Below are 24,795 nucleotides of genomic sequence, written 5' to 3'. Positions count from 1 at the left end.
CCGCGCGCGCCATGTTCGTGCTCAAGCTGATCGCCCGCAACGCGCTGCGCCACAAGCTGCGCACCGCGCTGACCGTGACCGGTCTGGTGGTCGCGGTGCTGGCCTACGGACTCCTGCAGACCGTGGTCGATGCCTGGTATGCGGGCGCCGCCGCGGCGTCCAGCGGCCGGCTGGTGACTCGCAACGCGATCTCGCTGGTGTTCCCGCTGCCGCTCAGCTATGAGAGCCGCATCCGCGGCGTGGATGGCGTCACGCTGGTGGCGCGCTCCAACTGGTTCGGCGGCGTCTACCGCGACCCCAAGAACTTCTTCGCGCAGTTCGCCGTGTCGGACAACTACCTCGAGCTGTACCCCGAGTTCCGCGTCACGGCGCAGCAGCTCGCCGACTACCAGCGCGACCGCAAGGGCTGCCTGATCGGGCGGCAGCTCGCGGACCTGTACGGCTTCAAGGTCGGCGACGTGCTGCCGATCAAGGGCACGATCTATCCGGGCACGTGGGAGTTCGTCGTGCGCGGCATCATGGAAGGGCGCGATGAAAGCACCATCACGCGCCACATGGTGTTCCACTGGGAGTACCTGAACGAAACCGTGCGCAAGCGCACGCCGCGGCAGGCCGACCAGGTCGGCGTGTATATCGTCGGCATCGACAATCCGGACAACGCCGCCGCGATCTCGCGCAACGTGGACGCGGTGTTCCGCAACTCGCTGGCCGAGACCCTGACCGAGACCGAGCAGGCGTTCCAGCTCGGCTTCGTCGCCATGTCGAACCAGATCATCGCGGCCATCCGCGTGGTGTCGTACGTGGTGATCCTGATCATCATGGCCGTGATGGCCAATGCCATGGCCATGAGCGCGCGCGAGCGCACCACGGAGTACGCCACGCTCAAGGCGCTCGGCTTCGGGCCGGGCTTCCTGGCGCTGCTGATGTTCGGCGAATCGATGTTCATCTGCCTGGTCGGCGGCGGCGTCGGCATGCTGGCCACGCCGCCGATGGCCGCCGTGTTCAAGCAGGCGGTCGGCGGCGTTTTCCCGGTGTTTTCCGTGTCGCACGAGACCATGTGGATGCAGGCCGCCTGCGCGCTGGTGGTGGCGCTCGCCGCCGCCGTGGTGCCGGCCGTGCAGGCCGCGCGCGTGCGCATCGTGGAAGGCCTGCGGGCCATCGGCTAGGCGCGCGCATGGCGATCCCGCTCAGCTACATCGCGCGCAACCTGTGGGCCCGGCGCCTGACCACGGCGCTGACGGCCGGCGGCCTGGCGCTGGTGGTGTTCGTGTTCGCCACCATGCTGATGCTCGACGCCGGGCTCAAGCGCACGCTCGTCACCACCGGCGAGCCGGACAACGTGGTCATGATCCGCAAAGGCGCGGAGACCGAAGTGCAGAGCGCCATCAGCCGCGACCAGGCCAGCATCATGGAGATGCACCCGTCGGTGGCCATGGACGACAGCGGACGGCCGATGGCCTCGAAGGAGGCGGTGGTGCTGATCTCGCTGACCAAGCGCGGATCGGACACCCCGTCCAATGTGGTGATCCGCGGGGTGTCGCCCAAGGGACTGGTCTTGCGGCCGCAGATCCGGCTGGTGGCCGGGCGCGCGTTCCGGCCGGGCTCGTCGGAGATCATCGTCGGCAGCAGCGTGGCCGGCGGCTTCACAGGCGCGCAGCTGGGCGGGCGGCTGCGCTTCGCCCAGCGCGACTGGACCATCGTCGGCGTGTTCGATGCCGGCGGCAGCGGCTTCGATTCGGAGATCTGGGGCGATGCCGACCAGCTCATGCAGTCGTTCCGGCGCGCCAGCTATTCGTCGATGGTGGTGCGGCTGACGCGGCCCGACGCGTTGGCGCGCCTGCGCGCCGACATCGACGTCGACCCGCGCCTGACCGCGGAGGCCAAGAGCGAGCAGAGCTTCTACAGCGACCAGTCCAAGGCGCTGTCGACGTTCATCAACATCCTGGGCCTGACGCTGTCCACGATCTTCTCGATCGCGGCAATGATCGGCGCGATGATCACCATGTATGCGTCGGTGGCCAACCGCGTGGCGGAGATCGGCACGCTGCGCGCGCTGGGCTTCCAGCGCACCAACGTGCTCGCCGCGTTCCTGATCGAGGCCCTGCTGCTGGGGTTTGCCGGCGGCGTGGCCGGGCTCTGCTGCGCGGCGCTGATGCAGTTCGCGTCGTTCTCCACGACCAACTTCCAGACCTTCGCGGACCTGTCGTTCCGCTTTATCCTCACCCCGGGCATCGTCGCGAAGACGCTGGGGTTCTCGATGGCGATGGGCCTGGTCGGGGGCTTCCTGCCGGCGCTGCGCGCGTCCCGCATGAACATTGTCGATGCCTTGCGGGCGCGCTGACGGCTGCGTGTTTCAGCTTGCCGCGAGCGCCTGCCGGGCATGGGCGCGCCGCGCCAGCCCGAGCGTGAGCATGGTGCCGCCAGCCAGCAGCGCGGGCACGCCGATCAGGGCGAACAGCGTCGGCATGCCCAGCCCCATCGACAGCATGGTGGCACCGCCTACCGAGCCCACCACCGAGCCGAGCCGGCCTACGCCGTTGGCCCAGCTCACGCCCGTGGCGCGGCAGTCGGTCGGGTAGAAGCCGGCCGACAGCGCGTTGGCGCCGACCTGCGAACCCGATACGCAGAAACCCGCGAAGAACACGGCCACGCCCGCCAGTGCCGGCGCATCGGCCAGGCTGCCGATGGCGGCGATGAACACGCCGGCCAGCGCGTAGCTGATGGCCAGCACATAGTGCGGATTGAAGCGGTCCATCAGCCAGCCCAGCATGATGGCGCCGAGCGTGCCGCCGACCTGGAACATGGTGGTGACCAGCGCCGCGGTGCGCAGCGACAGGCCGGTGCTGCGCAGCAGCGTCGGCAACCAGCTCGACAGCAGGTAGATCACCAGCAGGCTCATGAAGAAGGTCAGCCAGAACAGCAGCGTGCCGCGCACCAGTTCCGGCTTGAACAGGTGGCGCACCGGCGAGCTGGTGCTGCGGGCTTCGGCTACGGTGAACGTGGCGCCGCGCAGGTCAGCCTGCGGGGCAATGCGCTGCAGCGTGGCGGCAATGCGCTCGGGCGCGCGGCCGGCCATCACGAGGTAGCGCACGGATTCGGGAAGCAGCAGCGCCAGCAGCACGGAGAGCACCAGCGGCATCACGCCGCCGATCACCAGCACGGAGCGCCAGCCGTAGGCTTCGATCAGCCCGGCCGAGGCCAGCCCGCCCAGCGCCGAGCCGAGCGTGAAGCCGCAGAACATGGTGGTGACCAGGAACGAGCGGCGCTTCTCCGGACAGAACTCCGACGTCAGCGTGATGGTGTTGGGCATGGCGCCGCCCAGTCCCAGGCCGGTCAGGAAGCGCAGCGCGACCAGTACCCACAGGTCACTTGACCAAGCCGAGGCCAGGCTGGCCACGCCGAAGAACAGCACCGAGAACACCAGCACGCTCTTGCGGCCGAAGCGGTCGGCCAGCGGGCCGAACAGGAAGGCGCCGGCCATCAGGCCGCCGAGCCCGGCGCCGAACAGCGGCGCCAGGTGCGCGGGCGTCAGCTGCCATTCGGCGCGGATCGCCGGCGCGATGAAGCCGATCGCGGCGGTGTCGAAGCCGTCGATGGCGACGATCAGGAAGCACAGCACCACGATCATGACCTGGTACGGCGAGAGCGGCTGGCGGTCGATGAACGCGGAAATATTGATGGTCTGGCTGGCAGGCATGGGTTGTCTCCTCCTCGTTGCCTGGTTTGGGGCGAACGATGGCTACCGGCGGCGCGGGCCGCCAGTGCCATCGTCAGTCACTGCATTGATGCGCTTAAGAATTGACCGGTGGTTTTCTCCCCTCTCCCGCTTGCGGGAGAGGGGAGCTAACAACTGGCAGTTGGAACTTCAGGGCCGTTGAATCTTCAGAGCCAAGGCGTCGCGCTCAGGCAGCGTTCCGCACGCCATCCATGCAGCCACTGCAGCGCGTCGTAGTACTGCGCCTGCGTGCGGCCGGTCCATAGCGTGTTGCGCACCATGCGGTCGACGCCCTTGGCGTGGTACACGCGGCCCATGTCGCGCGCGGCATACAGCACGCGCGCGGTGCGCGGGATGCGGGCCTCTTCGTACAGCTTGAACGCGGCTTCGAAGTCATTGCCCGCGGCTTCCACCGCGGCGCCCAGGGTGACGGCATCTTCCAGCGCCTGGCATGCGCCCTGCGCGACGTATTGCGTCATCGGGTGCGCGGCATCGCCGAGGATGGTGGCGCGGCCGAAGCTCCAGCGCGCCACGGGGTCGCGGTCGGCGGTGGCCCAGCGCTTCCATGACGTCGGGCGATCGAGCATCTGGTGCGGCAGCGCATGGATGCCGTCGAAGTACGACAGCACTTCTTCCTTGCTGCCTTCGCGCACGCCCCAGGTTTCCTGCTCGCGACTGTGGAAGGTCACGACCAGGTTGTACTGCTGGCCGCCGCGCAGCGGATAGTGCACCAGGTGGCAGTTCGGCCCGGCCCATACCACGGGCGCATTGACCTGCAGGTCCTTCGGCATGTTGTCGACCTCGACCACGGCGCGGTACACCACGTGGCCGGTCACGCGCGGCGCGTCGCCGATCAGCGCTTCGCGGATGGCGGACTTGACGCCGTCGCAGCCGACCACGGCATCGGCATGGTGGCGCTCGCCGCGCTGGTCGATGACGGTGACGCCGCGCTCGTCCTGCTCAAGCTTCTCCACGCGCGTGGCGGTGCGGAAGCTGATCAGCGGGTGATCCTGCACGGCTTCAAGGATCGACAGGTGGATGTCGGCGCGATGGATCACCGCATACGGGTTGCCGAAGTGCTTGCGATAGGGCGTGCCGACATCGACGCGGGCGATCTCGTGCGTGTCGATCGCGTCGCGTAGGCTCAGGTAGTCGGTGAAGACCGCGCGGCCGCGCGCGGCCTCGCCCACGCCCAGCGCGTCCATGGCCGCGAACGCGTTGGCCGCGAGCTGGATGCCCGCGCCGATCTCGCCGATCTGCTCGGCCTGTTCCAGCAGTTCGATGCGGATGCCCTTGCGCGCGAGCGCGAGCGCCGCAGCCAGGCCGCCGATGCCGCCGCCGATGATCAGGACCTTGCGACCCGTGTCTTGTGCTGTGTTCATGCTTGTCTCCTGGCCTGGGTCAGTCAATCAGGCGGTGTAGTCCGGTTGATGCTTCGGTGCCGCCTTGGCGAAAGCGGGGTGCGCACTGGCGTGTGCGTAGACGGCCATCGCGCGCGGATAGGCCGACAGGTCGCAGCCCATGCGCAAGGCGTTGGCCACCTGCGGCACCAGCGTGACGTCGGCCAGCGTCGGGCTGTCGCCGAAGCACCACGGGCCCGTGCCGTACCGTGCGAGCAGTCGTTCCACGCCGGCCATGCCTTCGTCGATCCAGTGGCGGTACCAAGCGTCCTTTTGTTCCGGCGTCACCTTCAGCACGTCCTGCAGGTAGCGCAGCACGCGCAGGTTGTTGACCGGATGGATGTCGCAGGCGATGAGGCTGGCGAGTTCCAGCACGCGCGCGCGCGGCTCGGCGTCCTGCGGCAGCAGGCGCGGCTCCGGGTAGTGCGCATCGAGGTAGTCCATGATCGCGAGCGACTGGCCGAGCGTGAAGTCGCCGTCCACCAGTGCAGGCACCGATGCGGACGGGTTGATGCCCTGCACGTACTCCGCCTCGCGGTGCTGGCCGGTGCGGATGTTGACCGGCAGGGTCTCGAACGGCAGGCCCTTGAGCGCCAGCGCAATGCGCACGCGGTAGGACGTGGAGCTGTTGAAGAAACTATAGAGCTGCATGATGGTTCGCTGCTTGCTGTGTCCCGGATTCAGACCACGCGGACCTTGAGTTCGCCGAGGCCTTCGACGCCGGTCACCATGGTGTCGCCGGTCTTGACCGCGCCCACGCCTTCCGGGGTGCCGGTGAAGATCACGTCGCCCGGTTCCAGGCGGAAGAACTGCGACAGGTAGGCCACCGTTTCCGCCACCGACCAGATCAGGTGCGTGACATTGCTGCGCTGCTTGTCCTCGCCGTTGACGGTCAGCCAGAGGGCGGCCTGCTGCGGGTGGCCGATATCGGCGGCGCGGTGGATTGGCGCGACCGGCGCGGACGCATCGAAGGCCTTGCCGATTTCCCACGGGCGGCCCATCTCGCGCATCTTCATCTGCAGGTCGCGGCGCGTCATGTCCAGGCCCACGGCGTAGCCCCACACGTGCTCCAGCGCCTGTTCCACCGGAATATCGGCGCCGGCCTTGCCGATCACGGCTACCAGTTCGGCTTCGTAGTGGTAGTTCTGCGTCTGCGCGGGGTAGGGCAGTTCCAGCGTCTGGCCGTCGGCCACGGGCACGATGGCATCAGCCGGCTTGCAGAAGAAGAACGGCGGCTCGCGGTCGGGATCGAAGCCCATTTCGCGCGCATGGGCGGCATAGTTGCGGCCGACGCAGTAGACGCGGCGCACGGCGAACTGGTCGTCGGTGCCGGCAACGGGAATGGCAACGGTGGCGGGGGGCGTGAAGACGTAGGACATGGTGGGAACCTTCAGGACAAAACGGTTGAGTTGGGGCTGCGAGGCTCGCTTCAGTGGCTCACAGATCGTGTCGATGACCGCATGTCGTCCCCGCGAAGGCGGGGACCTAGTGACTTTCAAAGACGCTGGATTCCCGCCTGCGCGGGAATGACGGTGGTTGAGGTGTCAGGTGCGCGCTTCGCGCAGCAGGTTCAGCGCCGACAGCACGGGGCGGTCGGAATAGCTGAACAGCACGGCGTCTTCCATCGCGCCAAGCTGCACCGGTGCCCACGACGGCGCCACGAAGACATCGCGCGGCTCGAACTGGAACTGTGCATCGCCGATGCGAACCGTGCCGCGGCCTTCCACCACGCTGTAGACCGTGGCGTCGGTGCTGCGGTAGGTCTTGCCCTGGAAGCCGGCGGGCAGGTACTGCATGAAAGTGGCGATGGTCGGCATCGGCCAGCCGCCCGTGGCCGGGTTGACGTAGCGCAGCTTCACGCCGTCCCATGCATCGAGTTCGCCATTGCGGTAGAGCTTGTCGAGCGCTTCGCGCGAACGGTCGTACGGGTAGCTGAAGACCGGCGACGTCGGGTCGGTGACCTTGTGGCGCACCGGCACCATGTTCTGGCCGAAGCGCGCAAAGCTGTCGCCTTCGGCGCGCGTGACAGGCTGCTGGGACTCGGGGTAGTTCTCGGCAAAGCCAGCGTCGAACTGCTGCACCAGCGGAATGTCGAGGCCGTCGAGCCACACCACGGGCTCGCCGCCGTCTTCGAGGCTCGGGTTGCCGTGGTCGTGCCAGGTCCAGGATGGCGTGATGATGAAATCGCCCGGGTGCATGGTGGTGCGCTCGCCGTTCACGGCGGTCCAGGCACCCTTGCCTTCGACGATGAAGCGCAGCGCGGACTGCGTATGCCGGTGGCTTGGCGCAATCTCGCCCGGCAGGATCAACTGCAGGCCGGCGTAAAGCGTCGACGTGATGCTCGACTTGCCCGGCAGGCCCGGGTTCTCCAGGATCAGCACGCGGCGCACGGCCTCTTCGGCGCTAATGAGCTCGCCGGCCTGCATGACCAGCGGGCGCAGCGCGTCGTACTTCCACAGGGCCGGGACGATTTGCGGGCGCGGTTGCGGCGGCACCAGGCTGTGCAGCGATTCCCACAGCGGCGTCATATGGCTGCGGCCGATGTCCGCGTAGTAGGCGGCGCGAGCGGGATCAGGCGAATGGTCGGACATGCTGTCTCCGTGGCTTTTTATGGTTCCCGACCGTGTCGCCGGGCTGGTGTTTGGAGTTATACGTCCGGCGATATAAGATTTGAAATGAAAAATTCCTCTTATCTATACGTTTCATCGTATAGCTGCACCCGAAGATCAGACATGGACTGGACCCAGCGCCTGCGCCTGCGCAACCTGCAGATGCTTCTCAGCCTGGCCGAGACTGGCAACATGAGCCAGTCGGCCGCGCTGCTCAACACCACCCAGCCGGGGCTTTCCAAGTGGCTCAAGGACCTGGAGGACGACATCGGCCTGCCGTTGTTCGAGCGCCAGGCGCGTGGGCTGCAGCCGACGCCGTATGGCGAGTCGCTGATCGAGCACGCGCGCCGCATTGCCGCGCAGCTCGACACCGCGCGCGACGACCTGGCGGCGATGCGCGAAGGTGGTAGCGGCCTGGTGGTGGTGGGCACGTCGGGGGCTTCGGCGGCCGATACGGTGCCGTTGGCCGTGCTGCGCCTGCTGCAGCGCATGCCGCGCGCGCAGGTGCGGGTGGTGGAGACCACCATGGACCGGCTGATGAACCAGCTTGCGCACAGCGAGCTGGATATCGTGGTCGGCCGCTCCGCGCCCGAGCTGCAGGATGCGCAGACGGTTGGCGAATCGCTCTACCTGGAGCCGATCCATTTCGTTGCGCGCCCGCGCCATCCTTTGGCCACGCAGGACGCCGTGACGTGGGAGGCGCTGCAGGGTTACCGCTGGGTGGTATGGCCGCGCGGCACGCCGATCCGCAACGCGCTGGAAGCCGCACTCGCTAGTGCGGGGCGGCCGTTGCCGGCGGACAGCGTCGAGTCGAACTCCACCGTGCTCAATCTCACGTTGCTGAACAACAGCGACATGATTGGGCTGGCGTCGCATCGCACGGCGCGCCGGCTGGAAGCGCTTGGCGCGTTGCGCATCGTGCCGCTGCGGCTGGCGGGATTTGGTTCGGTGTCGATGTATTGGCGCGAGGACTCGATCAAGCGCTCGGCCGTCGCGGCCATGCTGGACTGCCTGCGGCGCGCCGCCGATCGCGAGGTGCCGGACGCCGTCGATACCGCGCCTTGAGGGACCGGGTTCTGGCGCCTACATTGGATGCTCACACCGATGCTGCGGCGTGCCGCACATCCACCATGGAGGCGCGACATGGAATTCCTGAATTCCGGCAAGGTTCTGCCCGCGGGCCTGCCATTTTCCGAAGCCGTCCGCGTCGGGAACATGCTTTACCTGTCTGGCCAGATGGGCATCGTCCCTGGCAGTACGCGGCTGGTTCCTGGCGGCATCCGCGAAGAAGCGAAACAGGCGTTGATGAACATCCGCACGACGCTGGAAGCGCATGGTGCAACGATGCGCGATGTGGCCAAGTGCACCATCATGCTGGCGGACATCGGAGAGTGGCAGGCATTCAACGACGTCTACAAGGAATTTTTTGAAGCCCCTTATCCCGTCCGCAGCGCGCTGGGCGCGAGCGGGCTCGCGTTGGGAGCCCGCGTCGAAGTTGAGTGTGTGGCGGTGGTCGGTGGTGGCTAGCCGCAAGGTAGAAGTCTTCGCAACGCGCGACTGGTGAGCCGCGCAGCAGCCGAAGGCGATGATGCGATAGCGCGCCCACTGGCGGGCCACGGACAGGTTCAGGGCTGGTTCAATCATTGCCGGAGAGCCTGCAGGCGGACGCGCTCCATGCGGCAGGCAGCGGTGCATTCTCTGAAGCCCATACCCGTACGAAATTCTCCGCACACTACGATCAATATTCGCCCGTTTAGGGCAAGCAAACGCGTTTTTTGGTTACTTTTTGTCGCTCGGACAAAAATTGACTCGCAGGCTACGCCTGCGAAACAGCAGCGCATGTCAAGCACGCTCCCGTCCGAAGCATCCCATGCGCCTCATCCCGCCCCACCTCAAAAACGGGTAAACCTTCCCCCTCCAAAGAAGGGCCTAAACCTTCCCCACATCCCGACCGTTAGCCGCCGGCATAACACGAAGTCAAATGAACCAGGCCCACCGCGCCCCGCCTCTCCAGGCGGCATCGCAAAAGCCCTCCGCCGGAGCCCGCGATCGTCATCGCGGGTGACCGGCAACGCGAACGGGTGAAAGGCGTCGCACGCTGGCGGTTGGCCATCGTGCGAGCAGGATCGGCATGACTCAATCGCAGCGTCCGACGGACAAAAAGGGGAGGGGTATTCGTGAATTTCAGGGATCTTTCGATCAAGACCCGGCTGCTGGCCGGCTTTGGCACCTTGGCCTGCATCGTGCTGGTGGTATCCGGATACTCGCTTCATGCGCTAGGAGAGGCCACCGACGGTTTCACCCAGTACCTGAAAGGTCTCAATGCGCGCTCGGAGCTGGCTGCCGAGATACGTGCCGCGGTCGATCGCCGTGCCATTGCCGCGCGCAACATGGTCCTCGCGACGGCCTCGGCAGAGATCGACAAGGAAAAGGCCGAAGCCCTGCACGCGCATGACGACGTGCAGAGCCGCCTGGCCCGCCTGAACCAGATGGTGCAGGACAAGGGGGCCAGCGACGAAGCGCGCCAGCGCGTGGCGGACGTAGTTCGCATCGAAGCCCAGTACGGTCCGGTTGCCACGGCCATCGTCACGCTGGCCGCGCAGAAGAGTACCGAGGAAGCCATCGTCCGCATCAACACGCAATGCCGGCCGCTGCTCGCTTCGCTGATGCATGCCGTCGATGCCTATGACGACCTCACGCATCGCCGCCAGCGCGATATGGAGGCCAAGCTTGCGGCCGACTATGTCGAGCGCCGCAACCTGCTGATCGTGATCGCGCTGGCGGCGGTGGCGCTGGCGTGGACAGGCGGCTTGCTGCTTACGCGCGCCATCACCGGCCCGATTGGCCAGGCGGTGGACGTGGCCCGTACCGTCGCCAGCGGCGACCTCGGCGCGCGCATCGACGTCACGAGCGACAACGAGACCGGCCGCCTGCTCGCGGCGCTGCGCGACATGAACGAACGGCTCACCGAGACCGTCACGCGCGTGCGCTCGGGCAGCGCCAGCATTGCCGGCGCCACGCGCGAGATCGCGCAAGGCAATGCCGACCTGAGCAGCCGCACCGAAGAGCAGGCCGCTTCGCTGGAGCAAACCGCGGCCAGCATGGAAGAACTGACCGAAGCCGTCCGCCAGAACACCGAGAACGCACGCCAGGCCACCGAGCTGGCGCGCAATGCCGCCAACGTGGCGCAGCAGGGCAGCAGCACCGTGGGCCGCGTGGTGCAGACCATGCAGGGCATCAGCGCCAGCTCCACCAAGATCGCCGAGATCACGGGCATCATCGAGAGCATTGCGTTCCAGACCAATATCCTGGCGCTCAATGCCGCCGTGGAAGCAGCGCGCGCGGGCGAGCAGGGCCGCGGCTTTGCCGTCGTGGCCAGCGAAGTGCGCGCGCTGGCGCAGCGCTCGTCCGGCGCAGCCAAGGAGATCAAGGAACTGATCGAGACCTCCGGCAAGCAGGTCGCGAGCGGCGCGGAACTGGCCGGCGAGGCGGGCCAGACCATGGCGTCGGTCACGCAGGCCGTGGCGCAGGTCACGGCCATCGTCGAAGAGATCGCCACGGCGTCGTCGGAACAGGGGCGCGGCATCGAGCAGGTGAACCAGGCGGTGGTGCAGATCGACCAGGTGACCCAGCACAATGCCTCGCTCGTCAGCGAGGCGGCATCCGCGTCGCGCTCGCTCGAAGATCAGGGCCGCGAACTTATCGAGCTGGTGTCGTTCTTCAAGCTGCCGGGAGAGTCGCACGCCAGGCATGAGCCGGCGGGTATCGCGGCGCAGGCGGCGCAGGCGGCGCAGGCGCGGCAGCGCGCCGTCATGGCCTGACCCGCAGCACGCCATGCGACCCACGGCATTGCGGTTCCCGCTAACGCAATGCCGTGCCGAACAGCGCGGCAATCAACGGACGGTCCTTGCGCACCTCCAGGCAGCAAAGCGCGTAGTCGATGGTCAGCGATGGCTCGTCGACCCGCACTGCGCGCAGCCCCGGCAGCGGAATGCATTCGATCTCCGTGACGAAGCTCGTGCCCATGCCGTTCGCGACCGCGTGCAAGGTCGCTTCGCGGCTGTTGATCTCCATGGTGCAGTGGGGCACGGTGCCGCTGCGCTCGAACGCGCGCTCCACGCGATGCCGGGTCTTTGACCCCGGCTCGCGCAGGATGATCGGGTCGCGCGACAGTTCCTGCATCGAGACCGCCGGCCGGTCCGCCAGTGCATGCCCCTGCGGCACGACCGCCACGATGCGCTCGCTGCGGTATGGCGCGATATGCAGGCCTTCGACCGGATCGGGCTCCGCCAGGATGCCCACGTCGATGTCGAAATCCTGCAGGCCGCGCAGCACGGACGCTTCCGAGCCGATCGTGATGGTCAGCTCCAGCGTCGGGTGGGCGTCCCTGAACACGCGCGCCAGCTCCAGTGCAATGGGCGGCGACACCGCGCCGACGCGCACCAGCCCGGTCTTCAGCTTGTGCGCGCTTTGCAGGAACTGGATGGCCTCTTCCTCCTGCCCGAACAGTCCCTTGGTAATCGCATAGAGCCGCTCGCCTGCCGGCGTGAGCCGCGTGAAGCGGCCCGCGCGCACCACCAGTTCCACCCCGAAGCGCGTTTCCAGCGCCTTCACCTGGTCCGTGACAGTCGGCTGGCCGATATGCAGGTATTGCGCCGCGGCAGTGAACCCGCCCGTCTTCGCGACGGCATGAAAGCACCGGATGGACTTGTAGTACTGGTGGAACATGGCGCGGCTCGCGGCTTTGTGGGGACGTTTGGCCGCAGAGTCTCCCACGGATCGCCACGCTTGCGCAGGCAGGGTTTGCCCTGTGCCCGGCGCGGCCTGCGCGATCCATCGGTTTTGGCGCGCCCTGACCACAAATAAGCGATTGGACGGTACCCAGGGGGTCTCCCAAACTTCTGTCAACGCGGGATGCGGCACAGCCGGTCCCGGTCAGACCAGACCAGAACGACAAGCAAGGAGACCCCATGATTCACGCGTACCACAACCCTGTATCGATCCAGTGCGGACCGGGCAGCCTGGACCGATTGCCCGCGCTGCTGCGCGGCCGTCGGGCCGTCGTCGTGACCTTTCCCGAAGCGCGCGCGCTGGGCCTGGTCGCGCGGCTTGAAGGATTGCTTGGTGCTTCCCTGGTCGGCGTCATCGACAACGTGCAGCCCAACCCCGACGTCGCCCAGCTGTCGGGCCTCTACAACCACTTCTGGGAACAGGCGGACGCGTGCGACGCCATTGTCGCGGTCGGTGGCGGCAGCGCCATCGATACGGCCAAGGCGTTGATGGTCGGCACGAAATCCGGCCGCTTCGATTCGCTGATCGGCCTGCTGGCCGCCGGCATGGCGTTCACGCCGGAGCAGGTCAAGCCGCTGATCGCGGTGCCGACCACTGCCGGAACGGGCAGCGAAGTGACGCCGTGGGCGACCATCTGGGACGCGGCCAACCAGAAGAAGTACTCCCTGCATCTCGACCAGACGTGGCCGGAAGCCGCCATCGTCGATGCCGAGCTGATGCTGTCCGTGCCGCTGGGCACCACGGTCTCGACGGGCCTCGACGCGCTGTCGCACGCGCTGGAATCGGTCTGGAACGTCAATGCCAATCCGGTCTCGGACACCTTCGCCGTGTCGGCGGCGAAAGACATCTTCGATACGCTGCCGCGGCTGGTGCGCAACCCCGGCGACATCGTGCTGCGCGATCGCATGGCGCTTGCGGCGCTCAAGGCGGGCCTGGCGTTCTCCAACACCAAGACGGCGCTCGCCCACTCCATCTCCTACGAAATGACGCTGCGCCACGGCCTGCCGCATGGCATCGCCTGCTCGTTCACGCTGCCGCTGGTGCTCGAAAAGGCCTGGGCCTGCTGTCCGGAGCGCGACCGCACGCTGCAGGAACTGTTCGGCCCATCGCTGCCCGCGGCACAGCAGCGCCTGCGCGAGTTCCTGCGGGGGCTGGGCGTCAAGACCGAGTTCGCCGACTACGGCGTGTCCGATGACGAGGCCGGCGACATGATCGCGCGGGCGCTCGACGGTGCCCGTGGCAAGAACTTCATCGGCGCTGTTCCGGCCTAGCGGCACGATCCCGGCCGACGGTATCGGTATCGCAGGCCAACACGATCCCGCCAGACGGGACGACAATACAAGAGGAGACAAAAATGGAAACTGCCGATCGCATCCAGGTAGGGGGCTTCGTCGCCCCGGCCGAGCAATCGTTCCGGCGGGCACAGTGGCGCATGCTGCTGGCCGCGATGTTCTGCTATTTCTTCTTCTACACCGGGCGGCAGACCTTCGGCTTCGCCATTCCCGGCATCCAGAAGGAGTTCGGGCTTTCCAAGGAGGTACTCGGCTGGGCATCGACCTGCCTGCTGTGGTGCTATGCGGTCGGGCAGGCGATCAACGGCAACCTGGGCGACAAGTTCGGCGGCCGCCGCGTCATGACCGCCGGTGCGATCCTGTCGTGCGCCGCCAACTGGGTGGTCAGCTTTGCCGTGGGCTTCAAGACGCTGGCCATTCCATGGGGCATCAACGGCTATTTCCAGGCGCTCGGCTGGGCGCCTGGCAGCCGGCTGCTTTCGAACTGGTGGGGCGCAGAGGAACGCGGCAAGGTCTACGGTTTCTATGTGTTCGCCGCGGGCTGCGCGTCGGTGCTCTCGTTTGTCACGTCGATCCTGGTGGTCAACATCCTGCACCTCGACTGGCGCTGGATTTTCCGGCTGCCGGTGCTGCTGATGCTGGTTGGCGGCATCACCTTCTACCTGATCGTGCGGGAGCGGCCGGAGGAACTCGGCTACAAGTCCCCTGACACGGGTGTTGCAGATGCCGGGGGCGCCGCCAAAGGCGCGCATGCCGAAACCGATGCAGCGGAAAGCTCGTGGTCGCGCTACAAGGCCGTGCTGCGCAACCCGCGCCTGCTGATCGCGGGCCTGTCGATCGGCTTCCAGAACGCGGCGCGCTATGGCCTGATCGTTTGGGTGCCGGTGCACTTCCTGGGCAAGGACTGGAAGCATGCCGACACGCTGATCGATCCGGCGTGGATCTCGGTGGCGCTGCCCGTGGGCATGGCCCTGGGGGCGCTCTCCAACGGCTGGATTTCGGACCGCCTGTTCGGTTCGAGCCGCAGCAAGGCGATCATGCTCTACATGGTGCTGGGCGCGATCGCGTCGATGGTCATGTACAAGCTGCCCACCGGCATGGGCGCCATTGTCGCGCTGTTCCTCGCCGGCTTCTTCGTCTACGGCCCGGCCTCGTCGTTCTGGGCGCTGTGTCCGGACCTGGTCGGCGCCAAGCGGGCGGGTACTGCCACCGGCATCCTGAACTTCTTCTCCTACCTGCTCGCCGGCCTCGGCGAGCCCCTGATCGGCCGCATGCTGGATCACTCGGGCAATACGTCGCTGGTATTCCCGATCGTGGCAACGAGCTGCATGATCAGCGCCGTCATCGCGGCCTTCATCCGCCGCTGAGCAGGCAGGGCCGGCATGGCGCCGGCCCGCCTGCGGCGGCTTCATCATCTTTCATACACTGTTCGAGACCCGCAAGGGAAGATCATGACTGCACTGCAAGCCATCCCCGAAATCCGCCACGAAGCGTTGCGCATCGCCGGCGAGAAGATCTACCGCGAAGACGTGATCGAGGTGACGTACCCGTACACGGGCGAAGTCATCGCCACCGTGCCGAAAGCAACGCTCGACGACGTGCGCCGCGCCTACCGCATTGCACGGGATTACCAGCCGACGCTGACGCGCTACGAGCGCTACAAGATCCTGATGCGCGCGGGCGAGATCATCGCCTCGCGCCTCGACGAGATCTCGCGCACCATCACGCTGGAATCGGGCCTGTGCCGCAAGGACTCGCTCTATGAAGTGGGCCGCGCCTCCGACGTGCTGCTGTTTGCCGCCAACCAGGCGCTGGTCGACGATGGCCAGGTGTTTTCGTGCGACCTGACTCACCACGGCAAGAGCCGCAAGGTCTATACGCTGCGCGAGCCGCTGCTTGGCGTGATCACCGCCATCACGCCGTTCAACCATCCGCTCAACCAGGTGATCCACAAAGTCGCGCCGTCGGTGGCCACCAACAACCGCATGGTGCTCAAGCCCAGCGAGAAGACGCCGCTGGCGGCCTACCTGCTGGCCGATATTTTGTATGAGGCCGGGCTGCCGCCGCAGATGCTGTCGGTCATCACCGGCGATCCGCGCGAGATCGCCGACGAGATGCTGACGCACCCCGACGTGGACCTGGTGACCTTCACCGGCGGCGTGCCGATCGGCAAGTACATCGCCGCCACCGCGACCTACAAGCGCCAGGTGCTCGAGCTGGGCGGCAATGATCCCATCATCGTGATGGAAGACGCCGACGTGGAAGAGGCGGCCACGCTGGCCGCGAGCGGTTCGTACAAGAACTCGGGCCAGCGCTGCACGGCGATCAAGCGCATGCTGGTGCACGAGTCGGTGGCGGACCGCTTTGTCGACCTGCTGGTGGCGAAGACCGAAGCGCTCAACTACGGCGATCCCATGGACCCGAAGGTGGACATGGGCACCGTGATCGACGAGGCTGCGGCGATCCAGTTCGAAACGGTGGTCAACGAGGCGATCGCCGCCGGTGCGAAGCTGCGCTACGGCAATATCCGCCGCGGTGCGCTGTACTCGCCGACGGTGCTCGACCACGTCGATCCCGACATGACGGTGGCCAGGCAGGAGACCTTCGGGCCGGTGTCGCCGGTGATCCGCTTCAAGGACATTGAAGAGGCGATCCGCATTTCGAACGGCACTGCTTACGGGCTGTCATCGTCGGTTTGCACCAACCGGCTCGACTACATCACGCGCTTCGTGCGAGAGCTGAAGGTAGGCAGCGTCAATGTGCGCGAGGTGCCGGGTTACCGGCTGGAGCTGACGCCTTTCGGAGGGATCAAGGACTCTGGCCTGGGCTACAAGGAAGGCGTGCTGGAGGCGATGAAGAGCTTTACCAACACCAAGACGTACTCGCTGCCCTGGTGAGCGTAGGTGGCCTGTGCGCCGGTCAAGGCGGTGCAGTTCGTCCCTGCGCCGCCGGGCCGGCGCGTAGTTTCTGCTGGTGTCTCCGGTAGCTGGGAGCAGGAGGGTCTCCCGTGCCTCCGTCCCGGATTTGGCCGTCTGCGCAGGCGGCTGTTTTGTTTTCTGGCGGCGCTGTCCCGCGCCGCATCGCTATTGCCGAGCTTTCATGATGAGAATTCAATCCGTTGTGCATGAAGGGCGGATGTTTCCGCCATCCCGCCACGCCTGCGCCAATGCCACGATCTCGGGCATGGACGCCTACCGCGCGCTCTGCGCCGAAGCGGAGCGCGACTATGAAGGCTTCTGGGCCAGCCGCGCGCGCGACCTGCTGCACTGGAACAAGCCGTTCACCAAGGTGCTCGATGAGAGCAATGCCCCGTTCTACAAGTGGTTCGAGGACGGCGAACTCAACGCGTCGTACAACTGCCTGGACCGCAATCTGGAGAATGGCAACGCCGAAAAGACGGCAATCGTGTTCGAGGCCGACGATGGCACCGTGACGCGCGTCTCCTACCAGGACCTGCACGCGCAGGTCTGCCGCTTTGCCAATGGCCTGAAAAAGCTCGGGATCAAGAAGAACGACCGCGTGGTGATCTACATGCCGATGTCGGTCGAAGGCGTGGTGGCGATGCAGGCCTGCGCGCGCCTCGGTGCCACACATTCGGTCGTGTTCGGCGGCTTCTCGGCCAAGTCGCTGCAGGAGCGGCTGGTGGACGTGGGCGCCGTGGCGCTGATTACCGCCGACGAGCAGATGCGCGGCGGCAAGGCGCTGCCGCTCAAGGCGATTGCCGATGACGCTCTCGCGCTCGGCGGCTGCGAAGCGGTGAAGGACGTGATCGTCTATCGCCGCACCGGCGGCAAGGTCAACTGGGTCGAAGGCCGCGACCGCTCGATGGAAGATGTCTCGGCAGGCCAGCCCGACACCTGCGAAGCCGTGCCCGTGAGCGCCGAGCACCCGTTGTTCGTGCTCTACACCTCGGGCTCGACCGGCAAGCCCAAGGGCGTGCAGCACAGCACCGGCGGCTACCTGCTGTGGGCGCTGATGACGATGCAGTGGACCTTCGACATCAAGCCCGACGATCTTTTCTGGTGTACCGCGGACATCGGCTGGGTCACGGGGCACACGTACATCGCCTATGGCCCGCTGGCCGCGGGCGCGACGCAAATCATCTTCGAAGGCGTGCCGACCTATCCGAACGCCGGCCGCTTCTGGGACATGATCGCGCGCCACAAGGTCAGTATCTTCTACACCGCGCCGACAGCGATCCGCTCGCTGATCAAGGCCGCCGAGGCTGACGAGAAGATCCACCCGAAGCAGTACGACCTGTCGAGCCTGCGCTTGCTCGGCACGGTCGGCGAGCCAATCAATCCCGAGGCGTGGATGTGGTACTACAAGAACATCGGCAACGAGCGCTGCCCGATCGTCGACACCTTCTGGCAGACCGAGACCGGCGGCCACATGATCACGCCGCTGCCGGGCGCGACACCGCTGGTGCCGGGTTCGTGCACGCTGCCGCTGCCGGGCATCATGGCGGCCATCGTCGACGAGACCGGACAGGATGTGCCGAATGGCGCCGGCGGCATCCTGGTGGTCAAGCGCCCGTGGCCGGCGATGATCCGCACCATCTGGGGAGATCCGGAACGCTTCAAGAAGAGCTACTTCCCCGAAGAGCTGGGCGGCACGCTGTACCTTGCGGGCGATGGCTCGATCCGCGACAAGGACACCGGCTACTTCACCATCATGGGCCGTATCGATGATGTGCTGAACGTGTCGGGCCATCGCATGGGCACGATGGAAATCGAGTCGGCGCTGGTGGCCAACCCGATCGTCGCCGAAGCCGCCGTGGTGGGCCGCCCGGACGACACCACGGGCGAGGCCATCTGCGCGTTCGTAGTGCTCAAGCGTTCGCGTCCGGGCGATGCCGAGGCGCAGCAGATCGCTACGGAGCTGCGCAACTGGGTGGCCAAGGAGATTGGCCCGATCGCCAAGCCCAAGGACATCCGCTTCGGCGATAACCTGCCGAAGACGCGCTCGGGCAAGATCATGCGGCGCCTGCTGCGTTCGCTGGCGAAGGGGGAGGAGATCACGCAGGATACTTCTACGCTGGAGAATCCTGCGATTCTTGAGCAGCTCGGCGTTACGCAGTGAGTCGTCTGTCCGCTCCACGACAATGGCCGCCAGGAAGTGTATGTGTGTGGCGGACTTTTCTTCAGGTTCCTCGGCGAATTGCGGGGTTGTCGTTCTTGGCAGGCGCGGCTGTTTCGCAGGCGTAGCCTGCGAGTCACTTTTTGTCCGAGCGACAAAAAGTAACCAAAAAACGCGTTTGCTTGCCCTAACGGGCGAATATTGATCGTAGCGTGCGACGAATTTCGTACGGGTACTCGCTTCAGAGTCTGCCCCGCTGCCTGCCGCATGGTGCGCGTCCGCCTGCAGGCTCTCCAGCAATGATTGAACCAGCCCTGAACCTGTCCGTGGCCCGCCCGTGGGCGCGCTATCGCATCATCGCCTTCGGCTGCTGCGCGGCTCAGTAGTCGGCAGGCGGGAGGACATCAACAGTGCAGATGCCGGTGCGTCCCTTTCCCCCTCTACCATTCCGCTCCGTCGCTTAACTGTGCTTCCTGGACGGCGGCTGTCGCAGAGCGCGAGCGGCAATCGGTGTCGACATCACGATTGACGTGCGAGTTTCACCGTACAGGTTGATCCGTTCAATCAGCCGTTCAAGATCGGCCAAACTTACCGCGACCAACCTGAGGACATAGGAATCCGCACCTGTGACGTGATGACACTCCAGCACTTCGGGGATGGACTCGAGCAACTTCAGGAACTTGGCTTTTGCAGGTTGCGGCACGGTAATGCCAATCAGCGCGCTCACCGCGTAGCCAGCCGCTACCGGATTGATCGTAGCGGAGTAGCCTTCGATCACCCCCGTTTCTTCCAGGCGTTTGACGCGCTCCGTGACCGCCGGCACCGAGAGGTGGATCTGACGACCCAGCTCGGTATAGCTCATGCGTCCGTTGTGCTGTAGCAGGGCAAGCAGCTTCCAATCCAGTTCGTCCATGATTCCGTAGGATTTAAGGCCAAAACGCAATTGTTCCTTAAAATCCGTCTTCGTGCATCACCCCAGACGACCTACGATGCCACATCTGCATTCACTAACTCGTCGACGGTCATGTTGTTCATTAAATCCCTGGTGATCGGTTTTTGCATTGCCGCGCCGGTAGGCCCCATCGGGATGTTATGCATCCAGCGCAGTTTCGCGCGTGGCTTTCGCTCCGGCTTTGCAACGGGCGTCGGCGCAGCATGCGCGGATGGCATCTACGGGTTGCTGGGCGCGCTCGGTATCGCCGGCGTGGCTCTGGCCCTCCCGATGCTGAGCGTGGCGCTCAAAATCGGCGGTGGCGCGTTTCTCGTCTGGCTGGCCTGGGGCATGTGCAAGGAATCGCCCGCTGCCCCGGAACTGTCGCAAGGAGCGCCGCATTCCACTGTTGCTCGCGATTTCCTGACGACGTTTGCCCTTACGCTGTCCAGCCCCATGACCGTTCTGTCGTTTATCGGGATCTTTGCCGCGCTCGGGCCACTATCAGGCTCGCACGACGGCCCGGCCTGGGCTGGCGTAACGCGGATGGTCGGTGGGGTATTTGTCGGCTCTGCCGTCTGGTGGCTTTGCCTGAGCACCGCGGCGGCCACGTTACGAAAAGCGTTGTCTGCCTCGGTGATGCGCGGCTTCTCGCGCATATCGGCCAGCGTGGTAGCCGTATTCGGTTGCGTTCAGATAGTCTCTGGCGTGTCTGGCCTTCTCTAGGCCGAGCGCGCTCCACGCGGCGCCCCCCCATCGGCAAGGCGGCGCCGGACATCAGCGAGAGGAGCGCCCCCCTCGCCGTCGCCAGTCAACGGAGGCCGCCTGAGCTCCCTTGCAGCATCTGCTGGAGCGGGCGGCCTTGCTCGTCGCAGTGCTCAGTCGGCGTGGTTCAGCGCCAGGCGCAGGATGTCGAAGTTGCGCAGGCGCACGCCAGCCTCGGTGTTCACCTTGCGGTTGAACAGCAGCGGCACCTGCTGCTCAGACAGGCCGCCATGCGAGCGCAGCGGCGCGTCGAGTCCGCTCAGGTCATGGCGTGCCGGCGTGGTGCCCAGCACGGTCAGGCGTTCGCTGACGACCACCAGGTCGCCAATGCGGTCCGGCGGCAGCTCGAAACGTTCCGCGGCGGCCTGCTTGTCCAGCACCAGTTCGATCCCCGGCAGCGCCTCGATCGCATGGCGCACGGCACCCAGGTCCTGTCCCGCGGGCACGTAGACCGTTGCGTACGAGCCGAGCGCGCCGTGGTGGGCGACATAAGGATCCGTGATCGGCAGCAGGACACGCGTGGCGCCTTCGCCAAAGCGCTGGTCCAGCACTTCCTGCAGGAACAGGATGTTCGGCTTGCCCAGCGAGTCGGTCTTGGCGTTCATGCCGTGGTCGGCGGTCACGCCGATGATGGCCCCTTGCGCATCCATGCGCTGGAGGTAGCTGTCGATCATCGCGTAGAACGCGTTGGCCTGGGCCGTGCCGGGCGCATGCTTGTGCTGGATGTAGTCGGTCGTGGACAAGTACATCAGGTCCGGGCGGACGGTTTCGAGCAGCACCGCGCCGGCGGCGAACACGAACTCCGACAGGTCCGCGCTGTACACCGACGGCAGCGGCATGCCGACTTTGGCCAGCACGTCTTCGATGCCGTTCTCTTCGAGCGTGGCCTGGTCGGCTTTCTCGGCCGAGAAGCAGATGCCCTTGAGTTCGTGACCGAGCAGCGCGCGCAGCTTGTCCTTTGCCGTCACCACGGCCACGGATGCGCCGGCCTGCGCGGCGGCCGCCAGCACGGTCGGCGCACGCAGGTAGCGCGCGTCGTTCATCAGGACTTCCTCGCCCGACTCCGTGTCGTAGAAGAAATTGCCGCAGATCCCGTGCGCCGACGGCGGCACGCCGGTCACGATGGACAGGTTGTTCGGGTTGGTGAAGGACGGCACCACGCAATCGCCGGTCAGCACCGTGCCACGCTTGCGCAGGCTTTCGAAGAAGGGGGCCACGCCGGCCTGCACGGCGAGGTTGATGTACTCCTGCTCGCAGCCGTCGATGCAGACGATGACAGTGGGCCGGGCAGGCAGCTGGTAGCGGTGGCCATTGGCCTGGATGGTTGTGGGCATGGTGGTTTCGGCTTCCGTTGTGGATGGGTTGAAACCGATGCTAAGGTAAGAGATAAACTCGCACAATCGAGATTATCTTGCAGGATGTGAGAGGAAATCTCACAATTAACCCCATCCATGGCGACAAGCCTGGCCGCGCCTCGTTCGTTCCATCCAGAAAAGCTGACCATGCCGCACAAATTACCGCCGTTGAACGCCCTGCGGATCTTTGAAGTCGCCTCCCGCGCGGGAAGCTATTCAGCGGCCGCGCGCGAGCTCAATCTCACGCATGGCGCGGTCAGCCGGCAGGTCGAGATCCTGGAACAGTGGCTGGGCCAGCCGCTGTTCATCCGCCAGGGCCAGCGCATGGTGCCGACCGTGCATGCCCAGGCATTTGCCAGGGAGATCAGCGAAGCGTTCGACCATATCAGCGCGGCTTCGGAGCGCTACGGCCGCATCGCCACGCGCAAGGTGGTGCGCGTCAATGCGCCGGCCACGTTTGCGATGCGCTGGCTGATCCCGCGGCTCGACGGGTTCCGGCAACTGCAGCCGGATGTTGACGTGCGGGTGTCGACGGCCTTCAGCAATGAAGGCTCGATGAGCGGCGCCTTCGACGTCGCCATCCGCCGGACCTTCGAGCCCGGCGCGCAGTTCGACGTGACCCCGATCCTGTCCGACTTCCAGACTGTCATCGCCAGCCCCGCGCTGGTGGCGCGGATGTCGCTGCGCGATGTCGAGGATCTCGTGGAAGGGGTGTTCCTCTATACGGAAACGCGGCCGGGAGGCTGGGAGGCCTGGCTGCAGCAGGCCGGGCATGCGTCGCTGCGGCCAGTCCGGACCTTGCGTTTCGACCACTTCTTCGTGACGCTGCAGGCCGTGGTCGACAGCCTGGGCTTTGCCATCGGCACCTTTCCGACGCTGGACACCGATCTTGCCGCCGGTCGTATCGCTACGCCGTTCCATGGCATCCGCGCGCCGGGCGATACCTACTATTCGCTTGTCGCGCGCGATGCCGACAAGCCGCTGCATCTGCGGGCGTTTTTGGAGTGGCTGGAACAACAAGGCAACGATGCCACGGGCACGGTCTAACTGTTTCTTGCACTGGCTCAGTGCGCGGCAATGGTTCCCCCGCGCGTGCGAAGCACGAGGGGATTGCCGGCAATGTAACCTGGCACACAATTTCATAACTGTTATCAAGATGCGTATAATCGCGACATCGGGTCGGCCCCGCGCTGGCTCCCATATTTCCTCCAGGAGTGAACCATGATCAGTGCCGATCTCGGACAGCAACTCGAGCGCTACGTGGCCGAGTTGGTTGGCTCGGGCCGCTATGGCTCCAAGAGCGAAGTGCTACGCGAAGGCGTGCGTTTGATCCAGGACCGCGAAGCGCAACTGGCGGCGCTGGATGTGGCCATCGCGCGAAGCTTGGCCGAGGCCGACGACGGCCAGGGCGGCAATGCGAAAGATGTGTTCGACCGCCTGGAGGCGAAGTATCGGGCGATGGCGGGTGGCGGGCCGGCATGATTGTCCGTCTCACGCCGCTGGCCGAGGCCGAACTCGAGGCCATCGCCGACTACATCGCGCGCGATAACCCGCGCCGGGCGTTGTCCTTTGTGCAGGAACTGCGCGAACGGTGCCTGAGCCTCGCTGAGATGCCGCTGGCGTTTCCGCTGGTGCCGCGCTATGCCGATCGCGGCATCCGCCACCGCGTCCACGGCAACTACCAAATCTTTTACCGTGTGGTTGGCGATCCCCCCGAGCGCATCGACGTGCTGCATGTCCTGCACAGCGCCCGCAACTATGCAGCGCTGTTGTTCAGCTGATACGCGAGAGCACGCAAAATCTCGACTGTTCTCCCACTCAGTCACCACCTGTAGCCTGGGGTGTGGACGCCTGGACCGATCGACGCAACACGCGAACAAACCGAATCCAACGCGTGCGACTACGTGGCGTCATCGACTGCGGTGTCAGCGCTTGCCATTCCCTCCAGTTTCCATTCCGAGCCGCACGAAAGCCCGCACAGCTGGCGAAATCTCCCGTCGTCGGTACGCCATCGCAAGATGCACCGACAACCGGAAATCCCCGATCGGCTTGTAGCAAGTTCCCGGATGCGAAAAGCTTCGCATCGACTCTGGAACAATCGCCACGCCATAGCCAGCCGCAGCCAGACTGATCGCGGAAATGAAGTCCTGCACGCGGTACTCCAGGCGAGGCGCGAAGCCGCCGGCTTCGCCCAGGGCAGAAAGTGCAAAGCCGAAGCCTTCTTCGTCCGCGAACTGCGGCACGATAAACGCCTCGTCGGCAAGGGTGCGGGCTGATACGGTCGCGCGCCGGGCAAGAGGGTGATCGTCGGCCATCGCTGTCACCAGACGCTCCGTTTGCATGATCTTCGCGACCACGTCAGGTGGATTGAGCCGCCGCGGCCGCACGATTCCCACATCGATCCGCCCGTCACTGAGCGCTTCCAGCTGACTTGGCGTGTCCATCGGCACGACTTCCACGCGGACCATCTCGTGAGATTTCCGGAACTCCGTCAGCAGCCGGGAAAGCAGGCCGCTGGTGACGCCGGCAGTCACGTAGCCAATCCGTATGACCCCGGCAAGCCCGCGCGCGGCCAGCCGTCCCACCTGATCTGCCCGTTCGATATGCCGCAGCGCGGCAACGGCTTCGGCCTGGAACAAGCGCCCCGCATCGGTCAGTGAAACCGGCTTCCGCTTGTTTCGGTTGAGCAGCGTGACGCCCAGATCCTGCTCAAGACGCTGGATTTGCGTGCTCAAGCCTGACTGGGCCATGCCCAGCCGGTCCGCCGCCTTCGCAAAGTGGAGTTCTTCCGCCACCGCAAGGAAGCACTGCAACTGCCGGACGTCGATCACGATTTAATCTCAAATCCAGAACAAACA

The 24,795-nt window shown here is 65.8% G+C and carries 22 protein-coding genes; 13 read left to right on the top strand and 9 right to left on the bottom strand.

Going from position 1 to position 24,795, the window contains the following annotated elements; genetic code table 11:
* Positions 1-11 precede the first annotated feature (11 nt).
* Together ACIGJB_RS26630 and ACIGJB_RS26625 are read left to right on the top strand one after the other, a co-directional pair.
* The gene (locus ACIGJB_RS26630) at positions 12-1,166 is read left to right on the top strand and encodes an ABC transporter permease (protein ID WP_483732963.1); all 1,155 of its coding nucleotides are present in this window, start codon (positions 12-14) and stop codon (positions 1,164-1,166) included.
* Positions 1,167-1,174: 8 nt separating this feature from the next.
* Positions 1,175-2,341 carry an ABC transporter permease gene (locus ACIGJB_RS26625; protein WP_483732962.1) on the top strand — a complete coding sequence of 389 codons (1,167 nt, stop codon included), beginning with the start codon at positions 1,175-1,177 and terminating at the stop codon, positions 2,339-2,341.
* 12 nt (positions 2,342-2,353) lie between these two features.
* Here the strand turns inward: ACIGJB_RS26625 and ACIGJB_RS26620 are convergent, their stop codons facing one another.
* The 5 genes from ACIGJB_RS26620 to gtdA all read right to left on the bottom strand — a co-directional run bounded on the left by ACIGJB_RS26620 (position 2,354) and on the right by gtdA (position 7,706).
* A complete protein-coding gene (locus ACIGJB_RS26620; RefSeq protein ID WP_483732961.1) occupies positions 2,354-3,697 on the bottom strand; it encodes an MFS transporter in 1,344 nt (447 codons plus the stop codon).
* A 185-nt stretch (positions 3,698-3,882) separates the two neighbouring features.
* Positions 3,883-5,097, bottom strand: a complete 1,215-nt coding sequence (locus ACIGJB_RS26615; protein WP_483732960.1) for a 3-hydroxybenzoate 6-monooxygenase — start codon at positions 5,095-5,097, stop codon at positions 3,883-3,885.
* A 27-nt stretch (positions 5,098-5,124) separates the two neighbouring features.
* Positions 5,125-5,766, bottom strand: coding sequence for a maleylacetoacetate isomerase (maiA, locus tag ACIGJB_RS26610; RefSeq protein ID WP_483732959.1), 642 nt, complete (start codon positions 5,764-5,766; stop codon positions 5,125-5,127).
* Between the two features lie 29 nt (positions 5,767-5,795).
* The gene (locus ACIGJB_RS26605) at positions 5,796-6,494 is read right to left on the bottom strand and encodes a fumarylacetoacetate hydrolase family protein (protein WP_483732958.1); all 699 of its coding nucleotides are present in this window, start codon (positions 6,492-6,494) and stop codon (positions 5,796-5,798) included.
* Positions 6,495-6,659: 165 nt separating this feature from the next.
* Positions 6,660-7,706: a gentisate 1,2-dioxygenase gene (gene gtdA, locus ACIGJB_RS26600; protein ID WP_483732957.1), complete on the bottom strand. Its 1,047-nt coding sequence runs from the start codon at positions 7,704-7,706 to the stop codon at positions 6,660-6,662.
* A gap of 141 nt (positions 7,707-7,847) precedes the next feature.
* Between gtdA and ACIGJB_RS26595 the strand changes: the two genes are divergently transcribed.
* The 3 genes from ACIGJB_RS26595 to ACIGJB_RS26585 all read left to right on the top strand — a co-directional run bounded on the left by ACIGJB_RS26595 (position 7,848) and on the right by ACIGJB_RS26585 (position 11,545).
* The gene (locus tag ACIGJB_RS26595) at positions 7,848-8,789 is read left to right on the top strand and encodes a LysR family transcriptional regulator (RefSeq protein ID WP_483732956.1); all 942 of its coding nucleotides are present in this window, start codon (positions 7,848-7,850) and stop codon (positions 8,787-8,789) included.
* A 78-nt stretch (positions 8,790-8,867) separates the two neighbouring features.
* On the top strand, positions 8,868-9,251 hold the full coding sequence (locus ACIGJB_RS26590; protein ID WP_483732955.1) for a RidA family protein: 384 nt from the start codon (positions 8,868-8,870) through the stop codon (positions 9,249-9,251).
* A gap of 650 nt (positions 9,252-9,901) precedes the next feature.
* A complete protein-coding gene (locus ACIGJB_RS26585; RefSeq protein WP_483732954.1) occupies positions 9,902-11,545 on the top strand; it encodes a methyl-accepting chemotaxis protein in 1,644 nt (547 codons plus the stop codon).
* A gap of 40 nt (positions 11,546-11,585) precedes the next feature.
* Here ACIGJB_RS26585 and ACIGJB_RS26580 read toward each other — a convergent pair whose 3' ends face one another.
* Complete coding sequence (locus tag ACIGJB_RS26580) at positions 11,586-12,452, bottom strand: LysR substrate-binding domain-containing protein (RefSeq protein ID WP_483732953.1); 867 nt, start codon at positions 12,450-12,452, stop codon at positions 11,586-11,588.
* A gap of 242 nt (positions 12,453-12,694) precedes the next feature.
* Between ACIGJB_RS26580 and psrA the strand changes: the two genes are divergently transcribed.
* From psrA to acs, 4 genes are all read left to right on the top strand, one after another.
* The gene (gene psrA / locus ACIGJB_RS26575) at positions 12,695-13,786 is read left to right on the top strand and encodes an iron-containing alcohol dehydrogenase PsrA (RefSeq protein ID WP_483732952.1); all 1,092 of its coding nucleotides are present in this window, start codon (positions 12,695-12,697) and stop codon (positions 13,784-13,786) included.
* Positions 13,787-13,869: 83 nt separating this feature from the next.
* Entirely contained in the window at positions 13,870-15,174 is a 1,305-nt protein-coding gene (locus tag ACIGJB_RS26570; protein ID WP_483732951.1) for an MFS transporter, read from the top strand.
* An 84-nt stretch (positions 15,175-15,258) separates the two neighbouring features.
* On the top strand, positions 15,259-16,704 hold the full coding sequence (phnY, locus tag ACIGJB_RS26565; RefSeq protein ID WP_483732950.1) for a phosphonoacetaldehyde dehydrogenase: 1,446 nt from the start codon (positions 15,259-15,261) through the stop codon (positions 16,702-16,704).
* A gap of 202 nt (positions 16,705-16,906) precedes the next feature.
* A complete protein-coding gene (gene acs, locus ACIGJB_RS26560; protein ID WP_483732949.1) occupies positions 16,907-18,889 on the top strand; it encodes an acetate--CoA ligase in 1,983 nt (660 codons plus the stop codon).
* Between the two features lie 457 nt (positions 18,890-19,346).
* Here the strand turns inward: acs and ACIGJB_RS26555 are convergent, their stop codons facing one another.
* Positions 19,347-19,799 (bottom strand): Lrp/AsnC family transcriptional regulator, encoded by a 453-nt coding sequence (locus ACIGJB_RS26555; RefSeq protein ID WP_483732948.1) that lies wholly within the window; start codon positions 19,797-19,799, stop codon positions 19,347-19,349.
* Between the two features lie 111 nt (positions 19,800-19,910).
* On the opposite strand from ACIGJB_RS26555, the gene ACIGJB_RS26550 reads away from it, so the two are divergent.
* Positions 19,911-20,543 carry a LysE family translocator gene (locus tag ACIGJB_RS26550; protein WP_483734671.1) on the top strand — a complete coding sequence of 211 codons (633 nt, stop codon included), beginning with the start codon at positions 19,911-19,913 and terminating at the stop codon, positions 20,541-20,543.
* Between the two features lie 152 nt (positions 20,544-20,695).
* On the opposite strand, the gene phnA is transcribed toward ACIGJB_RS26550, so the two are convergent.
* Positions 20,696-21,916 (bottom strand): phosphonoacetate hydrolase, encoded by a 1,221-nt coding sequence (gene phnA, locus ACIGJB_RS26545; protein WP_483732947.1) that lies wholly within the window; start codon positions 21,914-21,916, stop codon positions 20,696-20,698.
* A gap of 168 nt (positions 21,917-22,084) precedes the next feature.
* Here phnA and ACIGJB_RS26540 point away from each other — a divergent pair, with 168 nt between their 5' ends.
* The 3 genes from ACIGJB_RS26540 to ACIGJB_RS26530 all read left to right on the top strand — a co-directional run bounded on the left by ACIGJB_RS26540 (position 22,085) and on the right by ACIGJB_RS26530 (position 23,718).
* A complete protein-coding gene (locus tag ACIGJB_RS26540) occupies positions 22,085-22,984 on the top strand; it encodes a LysR substrate-binding domain-containing protein (protein ID WP_483732946.1) in 900 nt (299 codons plus the stop codon).
* A gap of 174 nt (positions 22,985-23,158) precedes the next feature.
* Positions 23,159-23,419 carry a type II toxin-antitoxin system ParD family antitoxin gene (locus tag ACIGJB_RS26535; RefSeq protein ID WP_483732945.1) on the top strand — a complete coding sequence of 87 codons (261 nt, stop codon included), beginning with the start codon at positions 23,159-23,161 and terminating at the stop codon, positions 23,417-23,419.
* Complete coding sequence (locus ACIGJB_RS26530) at positions 23,416-23,718, top strand: type II toxin-antitoxin system RelE/ParE family toxin (protein WP_483732944.1); 303 nt, start codon at positions 23,416-23,418, stop codon at positions 23,716-23,718. Before ACIGJB_RS26535 ends, ACIGJB_RS26530 begins: the two co-directional genes overlap by 4 nt.
* 144 nt (positions 23,719-23,862) lie before the next feature.
* On the opposite strand, the gene ACIGJB_RS26525 is transcribed toward ACIGJB_RS26530, so the two are convergent.
* Positions 23,863-24,768 (bottom strand): LysR family transcriptional regulator, encoded by a 906-nt coding sequence (locus tag ACIGJB_RS26525; RefSeq protein ID WP_483732943.1) that lies wholly within the window; start codon positions 24,766-24,768, stop codon positions 23,863-23,865.
* Between the last annotated feature and the right edge of the window lie 27 nt (positions 24,769-24,795).

It is taken from the genome of Cupriavidus sp. C2SS-8b (assembly GCF_057073745.1).
The sequence above is the reverse complement of the archived record's forward strand: the minus strand, read 5'-3'. Positions and strand labels throughout refer to the sequence as shown.